At 31.3% G+C, this 12,602-nt stretch carries 18 protein-coding genes and 2 pseudogenes; all 20 read right to left on the reverse strand.

Annotated features, from left to right (window positions below):
• Nucleotides 1–6: 6 nt before the first annotated feature.
• The 20 genes and pseudogenes from C5Q98_RS04085 to C5Q98_RS04180 all read right to left on the reverse strand — a co-directional run bounded on the left by C5Q98_RS04085 (nucleotide 7) and on the right by C5Q98_RS04180 (nucleotide 12,513).
• A complete protein-coding gene (locus C5Q98_RS04085) occupies nucleotides 7–543 on the reverse strand; it encodes a DUF1700 domain-containing protein (RefSeq protein WP_106012423.1) in 537 nt (178 codons plus the stop codon).
• On the reverse strand, nucleotides 536–859 hold the full coding sequence (locus C5Q98_RS04090; RefSeq protein ID WP_019117232.1) for a PadR family transcriptional regulator: 324 nt from the start codon (nucleotides 857–859) through the stop codon (nucleotides 536–538). Before C5Q98_RS04090 ends, C5Q98_RS04085 begins: the two co-directional genes overlap by 8 nt.
• Nucleotides 860–1,131: 272 nt before the next feature.
• On the reverse strand, nucleotides 1,132–1,356 hold the full coding sequence (locus C5Q98_RS07700; protein ID WP_158695703.1) for a hypothetical protein: 225 nt from the start codon (nucleotides 1,354–1,356) through the stop codon (nucleotides 1,132–1,134).
• Nucleotides 1,357–1,359: 3 nt separating this feature from the next.
• Nucleotides 1,360–1,578 (reverse strand): helix-turn-helix domain-containing protein, encoded by a 219-nt coding sequence (locus C5Q98_RS04100; RefSeq protein ID WP_004829719.1) that lies wholly within the window; start codon nucleotides 1,576–1,578, stop codon nucleotides 1,360–1,362.
• A 123-nt stretch (nucleotides 1,579–1,701) separates the two neighbouring features.
• Nucleotides 1,702–1,854, reverse strand: a pseudogene (locus tag C5Q98_RS04105) (Maff2 family mobile element protein); the annotation flags it as partial.
• A 1-nt stretch (nucleotide 1,855) separates the two neighbouring features.
• Nucleotides 1,856–2,170: a single-stranded DNA-binding protein gene (locus C5Q98_RS04110; protein WP_106012424.1), complete on the reverse strand. Its 315-nt coding sequence runs from the start codon at nucleotides 2,168–2,170 to the stop codon at nucleotides 1,856–1,858.
• Nucleotides 2,171–2,360: 190 nt separating this feature from the next.
• The gene (locus C5Q98_RS04115) at nucleotides 2,361–2,576 is read right to left on the reverse strand and encodes a hypothetical protein (protein WP_232500933.1); all 216 of its coding nucleotides are present in this window, start codon (nucleotides 2,574–2,576) and stop codon (nucleotides 2,361–2,363) included.
• Nucleotides 2,577–2,654: 78 nt separating this feature from the next.
• Nucleotides 2,655–3,470 (reverse strand): annotated as a pseudogene (locus C5Q98_RS04120) (VirD4-like conjugal transfer protein, CD1115 family); the annotation flags it as partial.
• A gap of 11 nt (nucleotides 3,471–3,481) precedes the next feature.
• The gene (locus C5Q98_RS04125; RefSeq protein WP_070584746.1) at nucleotides 3,482–3,667 is read right to left on the reverse strand and encodes a transposon-encoded TnpW family protein; all 186 of its coding nucleotides are present in this window, start codon (nucleotides 3,665–3,667) and stop codon (nucleotides 3,482–3,484) included.
• Between the two features lie 101 nt (nucleotides 3,668–3,768).
• On the reverse strand, nucleotides 3,769–4,758 hold the full coding sequence (locus C5Q98_RS04130; RefSeq protein ID WP_070584744.1) for an ORF6N domain-containing protein: 990 nt from the start codon (nucleotides 4,756–4,758) through the stop codon (nucleotides 3,769–3,771).
• Nucleotides 4,759–4,831: 73 nt separating this feature from the next.
• Nucleotides 4,832–5,155 (reverse strand): hypothetical protein, encoded by a 324-nt coding sequence (locus C5Q98_RS04135; protein ID WP_028078916.1) that lies wholly within the window; start codon nucleotides 5,153–5,155, stop codon nucleotides 4,832–4,834.
• A gap of 181 nt (nucleotides 5,156–5,336) precedes the next feature.
• Nucleotides 5,337–6,083 carry a phage replisome organizer N-terminal domain-containing protein gene (locus C5Q98_RS04140; protein WP_002838507.1) on the reverse strand — a complete coding sequence of 249 codons (747 nt, stop codon included), beginning with the start codon at nucleotides 6,081–6,083 and terminating at the stop codon, nucleotides 5,337–5,339.
• Between the two features lie 81 nt (nucleotides 6,084–6,164).
• Nucleotides 6,165–7,805 (reverse strand): MobQ family relaxase, encoded by a 1,641-nt coding sequence (mobQ, locus tag C5Q98_RS04145; RefSeq protein WP_070584742.1) that lies wholly within the window; start codon nucleotides 7,803–7,805, stop codon nucleotides 6,165–6,167.
• A 315-nt stretch (nucleotides 7,806–8,120) separates the two neighbouring features.
• Nucleotides 8,121–8,495 carry a hypothetical protein gene (locus C5Q98_RS04150; protein ID WP_002838497.1) on the reverse strand — a complete coding sequence of 125 codons (375 nt, stop codon included), beginning with the start codon at nucleotides 8,493–8,495 and terminating at the stop codon, nucleotides 8,121–8,123.
• Between the two features lie 86 nt (nucleotides 8,496–8,581).
• A complete protein-coding gene (locus C5Q98_RS04155) occupies nucleotides 8,582–8,998 on the reverse strand; it encodes a sigma factor-like helix-turn-helix DNA-binding protein (protein WP_002838528.1) in 417 nt (138 codons plus the stop codon).
• A gap of 293 nt (nucleotides 8,999–9,291) precedes the next feature.
• Nucleotides 9,292–9,645 (reverse strand): GntR family transcriptional regulator, encoded by a 354-nt coding sequence (locus C5Q98_RS04160; RefSeq protein WP_070584740.1) that lies wholly within the window; start codon nucleotides 9,643–9,645, stop codon nucleotides 9,292–9,294.
• The gene (locus C5Q98_RS04165; protein ID WP_070584738.1) at nucleotides 9,642–9,860 is read right to left on the reverse strand and encodes a DUF1648 domain-containing protein; all 219 of its coding nucleotides are present in this window, start codon (nucleotides 9,858–9,860) and stop codon (nucleotides 9,642–9,644) included. The genes C5Q98_RS04160 and C5Q98_RS04165 overlap by 4 nt, the downstream gene beginning before the upstream one ends.
• Before the next feature lie 40 nt (nucleotides 9,861–9,900).
• Entirely contained in the window at nucleotides 9,901–10,158 is a 258-nt protein-coding gene (locus tag C5Q98_RS04170) for a metalloregulator ArsR/SmtB family transcription factor (RefSeq protein WP_036764702.1), read from the reverse strand.
• A 95-nt stretch (nucleotides 10,159–10,253) separates the two neighbouring features.
• Entirely contained in the window at nucleotides 10,254–11,810 is a 1,557-nt protein-coding gene (locus C5Q98_RS04175; RefSeq protein ID WP_106012426.1) for a hypothetical protein, read from the reverse strand.
• Entirely contained in the window at nucleotides 11,785–12,513 is a 729-nt protein-coding gene (locus C5Q98_RS04180; RefSeq protein ID WP_000889773.1) for an ABC transporter ATP-binding protein, read from the reverse strand. The genes C5Q98_RS04175 and C5Q98_RS04180 overlap by 26 nt, the downstream gene beginning before the upstream one ends.
• Between the last annotated feature and the right edge of the window lie 89 nt (nucleotides 12,514–12,602).

The raw sequence follows: 12,602 nt of genomic DNA on the forward strand, positions 1-12,602 counted from the left end.
CCCTTTCTAACTATTGATGTTTTTTTCCTTGATTCTTTTTATTATTAATTTCCCAATTAGGTTAATTATTTCAATCAATATCCCTGTTGCTGAAATAACTAAAAGTATTACTCCCAGTAGCAAACATAAACTTGCTATCGAGAATCCACCTAAAAAGAAATTTTTTACTGTTCCAATAACCAATAAGATTACCGTGAAATAAGTAGCAGCTATTAAAAAAATAGCTGTAAATAACAAAGCCAAGAATACTATTAATCCTACCAAAATTGTTGGTAGTGATAAAATACTTAAGGTAATTATTGGTATCCCTTTAAAAATTTTCTTAATTGAACTGTTTTCATCTTCCCAGTTATCTATTTTCATAGATAAATTTAAATCCCTAGCAATTTTATTTACATCATATTGATTTGGTATTTGATCTTCATCCGCTAAATCCATTTCATCAAATAACTCTGAGTAAAATTGAATTGCCTCTTCTCTTTCTCTGTTATCAAATTTCTTTAATTTTTTATCCAAAGTTTGTAAAAAAGATTTCCTAATCATCTCTACCCTCCTTACTTTTCATAATAAAATCATCTACTGTATTTTTATACTTTGACCAGCTTTCTAATTGCTTCTCCAATTCTTTTTTCCCATCATCCGTTAAAGTATAATATCGCCTACTTCTTCCATTTATGGATTTATTATATGTTGCAAGATAATTGGATTTTTGCAACCTCCTTAATACTGGATAAACGGTAGATTCTGAAATATTAAATTCATCTGATAACTCTTGGGTCAACTTGTACCCATAGGTATCTTCTTTATCGATTGCTATTAAAACACATAGCTCTAAAACTCGAGTATCTATTTCAAACAATCCCAATCACCTCACTTTTAAATTTATTATGCTATATGTCATATAGTATCCTTGTCTATATTATATGTCATATAGTATTATCCGTCAATAGCTTAATTGTATTTCTCTTAGTATTCTTATTTTAGCTATTGATGCCTCTATATAATCATCTACTTATTACATTATATGTTATATAACATCAAGATTTCTTGATTTAAATATATCCAGATATCCTAATCATGAACTAACAAAATAATATCTTCAACATTTTCCTAAGTCGACTTATGACGTCATTATACAATCTGTTTAAATATAGCAAAAAAATAAAGGCAGTCCGAATACTGCCAATATTTACCTCTCTGCACCTTTGCTATGGTCTTTCTTAGTTGACTTAGTTTTGTCATCTGTCTTAAAGCTTTTATTTGACCAGTCCCTTGATCAATGTTGTCTTCAGCTTCATCAAAGCCTAATACCAATTTCGGATAATCCCTAGCTTGATCTTCTATCCTTAAAGTCATTTACTATTCCTCTTCACTAAAATTGTCTTCAAAACTAATAATATCATTAGGGGTGCAAGATAGAGCCTTACATATTCTTTCTAAATTTTTAAATGTGATTGGTTTATCCTTGCCCATTTGTGCCATAACATTTGTTGTCAGTCCTGCCATGGCTATCACATCTGTTTTCTTTAATCCTTTTTTTGCTAACTGTATCCATAATGGTTTATAGTTAAGTGCCATAATATCCCTCTTTTTCTCTTCATTAGATTTATTTAATTATAGCATAAATATTGATTTTATTCAATCTTACATTGATTTAGTGATTTGTTTTAGAGAATTTGTTGTGTTATTCCGTCCTTATTTTGCCATAAATTGCTTAATACCTTGAGATTTAGCACCAGGGTTATCATTACCATAACCTTCCATCAAGTTAATAACTCCCCATGCTCCTAGACCTGCACCAATTGCAGTTACAAGTGTCTTTAAAACTCCAACTCCAGCTGTAAAAAATTCCATATTATTCCTCCTCGTTTTCTTTCTCTTTATTTTCTATTTTGTTTAGTGATTTAACTATAAAATTCTTGTAGATCTTATCTCCTTTTTTGTTTTCTTTGAAATATCCAAAGACATGGATCAGATCTCCTTTTTTAAATTCTTTTACAATTTCTACCTTTTCTCCATATACTGAGCAATTTGTATATTCTTTGCCCTTTCCATAATTTTTAACAAGAGCAAAATTTGCTACTTGAACACTTTCTCCATCTTTTTCAAATTCTGAAAAAAGAGCTTCCTTAACTAAATTTGCATTAATATTTATCATTTCTCTATCCATTAATTTCTTCTCCTTAATCTATAAATTTCAATTAAAAAAGCGACTGAACTTATATTTCAATCGCTAAATGTCTTATATATTAAATTGTTTTAAGTGGGACTTCTTATCCTTACCATCTTAACCTCCTAATTTTGAGTATAAAAAAAGGCGATAGAGTTTTTAATTTCTATCGCCTATCAACACTTTATTTCTAGTCTTCTAAAATCGATACTTCAAGGTCTATCGCTTTAAATGTAACAGTTATTCCTACTTCTTCTTTTACTGTTTTTTCAAATAGCTCAGCTATATCATATGGGGACATATCATATATATCTTCATACCATTCATTACTTTCATCGTACATTGTCTCACATATTGCTTCAATATAATTTTTCTTATCCATTGTGAGTTCTGTATCACTTTCCAAAATAAACTGCTCACCATTTATATTTAATATAATTAAAGATGATTTTCTATTTTCACACATTTTGCTTTCTCCATAAAATCAAATGTTTAACCTATTTATTTTATAACTTGATTTTAACTTTACCTTATCTCTATTTGTTAGATACTCTTCCACATCAAACAAGTTCTTCTTATCATAATCTTCCAACAACTTGTAATTCTTATGCTTTGTAATATCAAATTTATCAGACAAGAAAGGTCTTACTCCTCTTAACTGATAAATACACTTACCACCATCCATTACAGTTATTTCATCTTGGCTCATAAGTTCCTTGCCAGTTTTTTGATAATTTAGACCAAAAGATTTTTGATTTGATCTTGTTTCTGATGTGTTATATAGGTCTATGGTTTCTTTTCCTAAGGTTTCTGATAACTCTTTTACTGTTGTTTTTTCTTTACCGCCTAAAAAGAGCGTTGAGTCACAGTTGCCAACTATTGTATCTGCATGGTCTTTATAGATTGCTTTTAATTGAGATTGTGCTTGCAGAATTATACTTGCAGATATTTCTCTTGAACGAATTGTCGCTATTAATTTTTCAAATTTAGGAATTAATCCTATATTTGCAAACTCATCAAGTAGACACCTAACATGAACTGGAAGTCTTCCACCATACACATCATCTGCCTTATCACATAGTAAATTAAATAATTGGGAATACATTATTGATACTACAAAGTTAAAGGTATCATCTGTATCTGATATTATTACGAATAGAGCAGTTTTCCTATCTCCAATATTATCGAGTTCTAATTCATCTTCGCTCATTAGTTCTCTAAGCTCTCTTATATCAAAAGGTGCAAGTCTTGCACCACAAGATATTAGAATTGACTTGGCAGTTTTTCCTGTAACAACTTGTCAAGGACTTTCTAATCATTTTTATCGCCTTTTTGATGTTTTTCCATCTCTATTTCTCTAAGCATGATGCGTTTTAATTTGTCTTGCATGGTTTCCGTTGCATTTTCATTAAAGTGGACAACAACCTCATAGGTTACTTTCCCAATTTTCTTTATCGTCTTTGTTCCTGTATTCTGTTCATTTTTATTTTCTTGCATATAGTTTTCCTCCTGTTTGTTGCAATTAAAAAAGACGATAGATTTTTACTTCTACCGCCTTGCTTAAAGCTCATATAACTGTCTATTCTGTTATCTGCATATTAAATTTTCAAATTCTTATTGTTTAACATTCCACCAAACATTGTATGATACATATCCTTAGAGGATTCTTCTATCTTGGTAATACTTGATATTTTATTTCCTGCGTCCTTTGATGAAGCTCCGCAAAGATAAAAGGCTTCATTTTCTGTTCCATAGTCTATTGCAATATATCTATCGTGATATTTTTTGCCTGCAACCTTCATTTTTAAGTTGATATTTGGATAATCTCTTCTAAAATCATTTAGGATGTTTTTTGTAAGCATATCTTTATTTTTCACATTGTCGCTAAAGACTATAATTTCAACATTGTCTTTTGCAGCTCTTAATAATTCTAAGGTTTTCAAGCCTATATAGTTATCTATTACATAAATGCTTTTCTTTGCTGACTTATATATTTTTGTATAGGCAACATCCGCTTCAATCTTATCTCCATTCATCAAAAGGAAATGCTTGTAAGTGTCCGGATCGATAAAATTATCCATTACTTTTTTCAAATCTTCTTTAGTAGCCATTTGAGATTTTATTTCTGCAATATCATTTGTGTTTTGGTTGGTTTGAATAGCTATTTGGACTAATTCTTTTGAACCGATAAAATCTTGATTTTCAATAATGAAGTCTTTCATCTGCTTAAATGTTCTAATTAAGGCTCTGCTTTGCCTAATCGCAAGTTCTCCCCTTAATACAGTCATAAGCATATAAATACCTTGTTCCGTAAAGGCATTTGGTAGGTACCTTGAGCCGCCCCAACTTGAGGTGAAATTTTTGCACCTCAAGTTTTCAAACTCATTCTCGGTCAATTGAAACATAAAATCTTCGCCTTCAAACTTTTCAATATTATTTTTTACCTGTCTATTAAAGTTTTTAGTTTCATAACCATATATTTCAGCTAAATCTGTATCAAGCATTACTTTTTGTCCACGAATGAAATATATTTTTTCTTGTATAGTTTTATCATCTACAATAACTATCTCTTTATTTTCATCTGCCATGAAATGCACCTCCAAAATTATCTAAATATCTTTTCCAATCCGCCACGCACTGCGTAGCTTTTTGAAATAAGTCTCATATCTTTTTATATTTTTCTACTCCACCTTCAGCTTTTCCGATGTGTTCTACATTTTTCACAAGTCCCTTATTTACATTTTCATAAAACCATCTGCCAATCAAAGCCGGCGGTGTTGCTATTAACTCTCGTAAAACAAATTCTTTGTCTTTCGGCAAAAAGCTTATTTTATTTAGTAAGGTATTATATAAGTCAACATAACTTGTATTTTCTTGTAAACTGCTACACTTACAATATTCACTAATACTTGGGTAATTACCCTCTATAACTTTTTTAGTTAAAATTTTCAGTTCTTCATCGTTTACTGTAAATTGAATTCGCATTTATATATCCTCTCTTTATAACTGAGTTTATTATCATATCACTGTCATTTTATCATAAATACGATGATTTTTCCATACTGCAATTTTAAGCCCTCACATGATGTTTTCACACTTAGCTATATTCTGATACCTCTTTTACCATTAACGCTCTAAAAAAGCCTCTCCACCGTCTTATATGAGATTATAAATGTTCTCCCTTGTCATAATCTTCAAGGGTATATACTGTTGATTTACTGCACTCCTTTAATTTCCCTTTATCTTGTTCATACCAATGAATTAAGGTCGCATAATGGTCTTTGTAGTTTCTTCCTGTGCTTTGCATATAAGTCGAAAGCTTTTCTATCATTTTCTCCCTATGACCTTGCATTTTATCCTTTAACTTTCCATATTCTTCATCTGTTAAGGAAACATTTTTATATTCTCCGTAAAAAACGGGGGATATTTTTTCTATCTCCCCCTCTTTTTCTAACTCTATATCTATTTCTTTCTCTATATCTCCGTTGCAATTTTGTTGCAAAAGGTTGCAATGTGTTGCATTAGTGTTGCATTGCAACGCTTTTTGTCCTCTCGATTTTCTCGAACGCCTTGTAGACGCTGTTTCTGAACCTATAAGACTTGGGATTTCTGTTAAAAAATACTCGTCATTTTCTGTGATTATCTCCATCAATCCTTGTGCCATAAGATAGTTCACTGTAACCATTACATCATCTTCTGTTTCATCAATCGTTAAGGCAAGCTCTTTGATAAAGTCTGTTTCTACTCCGTCATAATACAGTTTTCCACTATCTTTTAGGCTAAGCAAAAGCAATTTGAGGTAAATGATTGTATAGGTATCTCCTCCTGATATTCTTCTTAGTCTTTTTATTCTCTTGTCTGTAAAAAAATCTTCTTTCAGCTTTAACCAATAGTATCTTCTGTTATCTGCCATTTTTCTCTCCTTTCGTTCCTCTTATGCACCGAAACAGTGCGTCTGCTTATCTTATTTACGATGTTATCCCATTTTGGGACTTCATCTTTCCTCATTCCTGTAATAGTTCTTTGTCTTTTCCTTTCGTTTTTCGTAGGCTTCTTGTTGCTCCTGATATTTCTTAATCTGTGCAATGACACTTTGTTTTTCTCCTCTCTTGATTGCCTTGTCAATCTCAATGGATAAATCTATTCCATAATCCTCATTGACTGTCTTGACGGCATACTTGATATGGTTAATACTTTCGTATTCCTCTTTGATTGATTGAGATTGTCTGTTGAGTTTCGATATTTCATCTTCAAGGCTTTGGATTTCTTTTTTCCAGTCTTTAGACTTAATCGCCGATGAGCCTGTTATCTTTTCAAGAATTGCCCTTGCTCTTTTATATTTATCTATCTCATCTTTATGGGAATTGTAAAAGCTGTCTTTGAATAGGGATTTACTGTTCCATTCCTCAAAGACTTTTTTGTTATCCTTGATGATGTCCACATAGGCAAAGCATTTATTTAAGTTTTCTATTCTTGTGGTTTTCGCCTTAATGTCTTGACTAACCTTCTTATTTTGGGATTGTAATGTGCTTATCTTTTCTTGTAGGTCGGCTATGGTTTTAAGATTGTTATCTTTCAGATATATTCTTGCTTTGGAAAATCGTCTTAGGTCTGCACCTATCTTTTTGTTGCTTGCATAGGGATTTAACTTTCTTGCTTTTTCTCCCTGTAAGTCATAATAAATACTGATGTACTCATAGAGATTAAAGAGTTCCGCCTTGTTCTCATATTCTTCTTTTTTCTCCTGTTTGTATTCATCATATTTTACTTGCAGACTTCCAAGTAACGAGCCTATCCAAGATGTAAGTTTGGATAGCTCCTCTTTTAATTTTCTAAATTCTAAATTCAAGGCGATGATTTTTCTGTTTTGGTTTCCTCTCTCTGTCTGTATGCCTTTTTTCTCCATCTGATAACTGCTTGTGCCTAAATGAATTTGCGGGAGTTCTTCTCTGCCTTGTTCTTTAAAGGTGCGTGGATCTATCCTTTTATTTATGTTGTTCCTTGCCAAGTATTCGTTTGCTTTCTTTGAAAAGTTTTCTCTCCACTCTTTTGCTTTGTCAGGTTTGTTCCAATCGTTCAAATTTACTTTTCTTGATTTATAGTTTCCGCTTTTCAGTTTTATCTTTCCTCCGTTTTCATCAAGGATATATTCTTTTCTGCATTTCGGTTTCCAATTCCCTTTTTCGTCTATTTCTCTAAGGGTAAGTAGGATATGGGCGTGTGGTTGTTCTTCATGATCGCTTGCCATAGGATTATGAATATTACAGTCTGCTATCATACCTTTAGAAGTAAAGTTTTCTTCTATAAATTCGCTGATTAATTTTATTCTGTCCTGTTCATTTAATTCTCTTGGAAGTGTAAAGAGCAGATTTCTTGCAAGTTGTGAATTTTTACTTTTCTCTATTTTTTCAACACTATTCCATAGGTATTCTCTGTTTGAAAACTCTTTCGGGATATGTTCCGGCAGAAATATTTTTGAGAATACAAGGTCTTCTTTTTTAGAATAGTCATGTGTTTTTCCATAGTATTCATCTTGTAATTTATCTCTTGCATTGTATGCAGCTTTTGCAATCACGCTATGCCCTTTTGACCTTGCCACAATATCTACATGGGTATGCAAACTTTTGATTTCCATTGTCTTTTCCTCCTTTATCTGTTTTCAATTTTGGGATTTTACTATCCTAATGTTCAGGTCGTATCTTCGCTCCCTTTTTCAAAGGGCGCAAAGATACACCGTTTGACTACGGTGCTTTGCGTTCCTGCGGAAAGCTTATAGCTCCGCTAAGGAAACAAAAACGCTAAAGCATTTTTATTTGTTCAAGGGGGCTACTCCCCCTTAGACCCCTGTGAACTTTGCTTTTTGTAGATTTTTCAAATCCACAAAAAAGCAAAGTGTTAAAATGTTTCTCACTTTGCTCTATCTTAGTTTCTAATACATTTTTGTCTTTTCTTATTCTTCCTCTGTCAGTTCTTCAAAATCATCATTTGCATTTTCCTCTTTAAGATTTGAATTTTCTTCTAAGTAGATTTCTTTTTCTTTTAAATGAATTTCTGTAAGTTCTTTTAGCTTTTCTCTATTTCGATTATCGGAAAGTACATAATCTAAAAAGGCATAGATTAAATCATTATCTGTATTTTCTTCTGCTCCGGTTATCTGTTTTTCAAATTTCTCAAACACGCCTCCTTTTTCTACTTTTCGTTTCGTGTCCGCCTTTCTTTTTAGCTGTGATTTCTTTTGTCTTAGTTGCTTGATTTTGTTTTCCGCCTGTTCTTTTTTCTTAGTTTCTTTTTCCAACTGGCTCATTACATTTTCTAACTCTTTCATTTTTCATTCCTCCATTTCAATATTGTTGTGTTCCAAACAAAGAAAGGCTAAGCACCTTTCTTTGATACTTAACCTTTCCCATCTCTTTAGAATTTATCTTCTAAAAGTTTTCTTAGTTTTTCTAAAATCCTATCCCTCCTTTTCCCAATTGCTTGATAGCTTACTTTTTCTTTTTTGCCAATCGACCTGAGACTTTCTTCTTTGTAGAAAATGGCTTCTATCAGCTCTCTTTCTTTTTTTGTGAGTGTAGCTAATGCCTTGTTTAATTCTTCGATCTGCATTTTGACCTCTACAATTTTTTCTAAGTCTATTCTTTCATCTATGATGTTATCTACAAAGTGTCCGTCATAATCCATTGCTGAAAATGGAATCACGTCATACTTCCAATCCTTTCTCTGAAGATATTTTTCATGCTCGGTTATCTTCCAATAGGCTTTATATACTTCTTCACTTACAGGTACAGCTTTCCCTCTAACATAGATGTGATATTCTTTTTTACCCATTGTGCTATCCTCCTTTTTCTGCTCTCTGTTTTTGCTTTTTGAGAATAAAAAAGGAGGACTTCTACACTTTGGCGTAAAATGTCCTCTTAGGTTAAAAACTAATACTTTATATGATTTTCTACTTTGTTGGTTTTGATAAAATGATATTACTATGTGTAAGCAATTACAAACATAAAAAAGGATAAATATATCTTATGCTAATAACAGAATTTGATGTTCCCATTATTTATCCTTCCATAAAACTTATATAAATCAAATCTTTCTCCCTTCTTAGATTAGTTTTTCCATGCTAATCATTTATTTTTAGTTGCAACATATTCTTCAAACATCTTGATTATCTCAGTATCCGAAAATCCTAACTCATATAGTTTTTCCAACAACATTTTTGTTAGTGTATTCGAATACTGATTTCTTAACTCAATTATTTTCTGATCACTTTCAATAACAAAATATCCTTTACTTCCACGACTAACAATTAGTCCCTGTTTCTCAAGAACTTTTAAAGCTTTTTGAACTGTTGCAGGATTACATACCTCCCTCTGTACTAAAGCCCTTATAGGTGGCATCTGTTGTCCCGGAGCATAATCTCCTCTTAAAATAGTCGCTCTTAACACTGATGCAATTTGTAAATATGGATATATTTTCATTCGTTTTTATTTTTCCTTCCTCGTACAAATTTCCAATATGCAGAGTATGGAATAACTGTAGCGAATAGAAGATAATATTTATTAGCAAACATATCAGGGGTTCCTTTTGTATTGAAATGAACAGGAATTTTCTCTGGAAGAAATATGCAAATAATAAATATTACAAACATCATTCCTATCAGCACTAATACATCTTTCAAAAATCTTTTTTTCATGGCAAATCTCCTTTCTATTTGTCAATAGCTTTCTATTTTCCTAAAATTTATCTAACCACCTTATAACTTCTACAAATGTATCCCTATTAATTGAATAATAGATATAATTTTTATATCTACTGTCGGTAATTAATTTACTCTTTTTTAATAAAGATAGATGATAAGATATAGTTGCTTTTTCTAATTTAAAATGACTTGCTATTTCTCCAGCAGTTAAATTTTTATTAGAAATAATTAATAAAATATCCATTCTAATGGGATTTGATAGGGAATCAAATATACTAACTAAATCTATCATCTTTTATTCCTGAAATATTGCAAATAAACTTAATATTGAAATAAACACCATTATATCTTTTAATAATTTTTTTCATAGAACATCTCCTCCTTAAACTAAAAATTTAATCTATAAGTTTTTATATAAACGCCACCCGCAATAACGAGCAAAATAAGTGCTACTCCCAATAATGTAGGTACTATAGAAAAATGCAAAAACCAATGGAAAAGAATTGGTATAACTAATGCAGCCATTCCAATAATTGCAGATACAATAACAGGCATACTCTGTTTTACTATCATCATCTCACTTTCCCATTCAAAGTTGGGAAATTTTTTATTCAAAGAAATTCCAATCACTGTTATAAAAACGGAATAACAAATAGGAACAATTATTAAGCTGATGGTTTGAATAATTTCCATATCAAGCTTTAGCAAAAATATAAACACAGAAACAATATATCCAATTAAATGAAGCGTAAGATTTACTGCAATCTTAGAATTTAAAATCGTTTTTACCCTAATAGGAGAACTTTGCAAAATCCAAACATTTTTACCTTCTAAAGATATGGAAAATGCTGCCGGACAACTAAGTAAAAACATTGAAGCAATACACATCGGAGCAAAATTTGAAAGATATTCATTAACATTTTCGATTCCCGAATATTCCCCTATTTGTTGTAAAGAATTAAAAAGAAGAAATATGCTGAAAACACATAAAAGTATTACACCAAGACCTGCATTCAATACTGCCATATATGAATTTAGAAACAGTCCCATTTCTTTTTTATATAGGGCAAAAAATACTGATTTTCTATTATTCGAATTTTTGTTGTCAGAATATCTTGTTGTTGTTTTAGCAAGAGTATTAAGCAACCCATACTTCAATGAAACCACTTTGGCAAATATATAAAAAAATACTATTGAAAGAACAATAAATAATCCTACTCCAATGTAAATTGGAAAATTATAGTATTCCATAAATAGCTTAGATAACGGGTACAATCCGGTAATTTGCTTAGAAAGCATAATCCCAATACTATTTTCATTACCTGATTTCATAGCTGACACTGCAATATATCCAATTATCCCTATCATTGCAAATGAAAAAATTAAAGCAATAACATTTTTTCTCTTAAAGAAAGATGAAGCAACAACAATAATGATTCCCATACATGCTGCTATACACATAGGTATCAACGGAACAAAAATTATGGAAGTAAAATACAATATAATCTGTAATGCATTTAAACTTCCGTTTACCACCCAAACAATTCCCCCCGGAAGCATAAACATCAATCCTATTAAAAAATTCAATAAATACATAAACATAAACTTGCTGCTTATAATATCCGAACTTTTTACAGGCAATGACAAAAGATTTTCCATATCACGACTGCCAAATAAAATCCCATTCGAATAAAATATTGTCAAAAATAATATTGCAAAGCTTGATACCGATACCATATATGCCGGTATCAACTCCTGCTGTCCCAGTTGTACCAATGTTTTGGCTGTTATGATATTATAAACAAAGAAAAATATAGCAAGAGTTATTATTCCAAAACTTGCAATAACAATTGAACTTTGTTTTTTATTTCCCGGCTCTTTCATTTCGTTGATCGGAAAGAAATTTATCAATTGTGCTCTAATTAGTATCCAAATTTTGCTCATTATCCTGCACCTCCATGAAAAAAGTTTCCAAAGATTTATTGCCTTTGACTTCTTCTGTATTTCCGCTCGCAATTAACTTTCCATTTTTTATAATTGCAATTTTATTACATAATTTTTCTGCAACATCCAATACATGTGTTGAAAAGAAAATAGCTCCTCCATCTGATACGCATTCGTGCATTATTTTCTTTAGTAGAAAAGTTGCTTTCGGATCAAGTCCAACAAAAGGTTCATCTAAAATTAGTAACTTTGGAGAATGCACCAGTGCAGAAATAATCGCCGTTCTTTGCTTCATGCCATGTGAATACGAAGATATCATTCCCGAAAGATGTTTCGTCATTTCAAATAAATCGCCGTATCTCTGAATTCTTTCTCTGCGTATTTCAGTAGAAACTTCAAATAAATCAGCAATAAAATTGATGTACTGAAATCCTGTCAGATGTTCATATAAATCCGGATTATCCGGAATGTATGCCATTATTTTCTTACAAATAACAGGCTCTTCTTTAATAGAATGCCCGTCAATCGTTATACTTCCATTCTCAAAATCATGAATTCCAACTACCGCTTTTATCGTTGTAGTTTTTCCGGCTCCATTTGCACCAATGAATCCATAAATATCTCCAGACTGTACTGAAATGGATAAGTTTTCAACAGCCTTTTTGTTCCCATAGAATTTACTAAAATTCTTTATCTCTAACATAATTTCCACCTCCATTGACAATTTGTCAGTTATTCCTTGAAATAAAACCGATAACTTGTGTATCAGTAGCTATCGGCAAATTATTCTCC

It is taken from the genome of Fastidiosipila sanguinis (assembly GCF_002998295.1).
Classification (GTDB): domain Bacteria; phylum Bacillota; class Clostridia; order Saccharofermentanales; family Fastidiosipilaceae; genus Fastidiosipila; species Fastidiosipila sanguinis.

Bases quoted from the DNA above. Each gene is read 5' to 3' on its own strand.
- C5Q98_RS04125 (WP_070584746.1), bottom strand. From the start codon at position 3,667: ATGCAAGAAAATAAAAATGAACAGAATACAGGAACAAAGACGATAAAG.
- C5Q98_RS07700 (WP_158695703.1), bottom strand. From the start codon at position 1,356: ATGACTTTAAGGATAGAAGATCAAGCTAGGGATTATCCGAAATTGGTA.
- C5Q98_RS04110 (WP_106012424.1), bottom strand. From the start codon at position 2,170: ATGGATAGAGAAATGATAAATATTAATGCAAATTTAGTTAAGGAAGCT.
- C5Q98_RS04160 (WP_070584740.1), bottom strand. From the start codon at position 9,645: ATGAAAATATATCCATATTTACAAATTGCATCAGTGTTAAGAGCGACT.
- C5Q98_RS04170 (WP_036764702.1), bottom strand. From the start codon at position 10,158: ATGATAGATTTAGTTAGTATATTTGATTCCCTATCAAATCCCATTAGA.
- C5Q98_RS04175 (WP_106012426.1), bottom strand. From the start codon at position 11,810: ATGAGCAAAATTTGGATACTAATTAGAGCACAATTGATAAATTTCTTT.
- C5Q98_RS04130 (WP_070584744.1), bottom strand. From the start codon at position 4,758: ATGGCAGATGAAAATAAAGAGATAGTTATTGTAGATGATAAAACTATA.
- C5Q98_RS04135 (WP_028078916.1), bottom strand. From the start codon at position 5,155: ATGCGAATTCAATTTACAGTAAACGATGAAGAACTGAAAATTTTAACT.
- C5Q98_RS04150 (WP_002838497.1), bottom strand. From the start codon at position 8,495: ATGAAAGAGTTAGAAAATGTAATGAGCCAGTTGGAAAAAGAAACTAAG.
- C5Q98_RS04155 (WP_002838528.1), bottom strand. From the start codon at position 8,998: ATGGGTAAAAAAGAATATCACATCTATGTTAGAGGGAAAGCTGTACCT.
- C5Q98_RS04140 (WP_002838507.1), bottom strand. From the start codon at position 6,083: ATGGCAGATAACAGAAGATACTATTGGTTAAAGCTGAAAGAAGATTTT.
- mobQ (WP_070584742.1), bottom strand. From the start codon at position 7,805: ATGGAAATCAAAAGTTTGCATACCCATGTAGATATTGTGGCAAGGTCA.
- C5Q98_RS04085 (WP_106012423.1), bottom strand. From the start codon at position 543: ATGATTAGGAAATCTTTTTTACAAACTTTGGATAAAAAATTAAAGAAA.
- C5Q98_RS04180 (WP_000889773.1), bottom strand. From the start codon at position 12,513: ATGTTAGAGATAAAGAATTTTAGTAAATTCTATGGGAACAAAAAGGCT.
- C5Q98_RS04100 (WP_004829719.1), bottom strand. From the start codon at position 1,578: ATGGCACTTAACTATAAACCATTATGGATACAGTTAGCAAAAAAAGGA.
- C5Q98_RS04165 (WP_070584738.1), bottom strand. From the start codon at position 9,860: ATGAAAAAAAGATTTTTGAAAGATGTATTAGTGCTGATAGGAATGATG.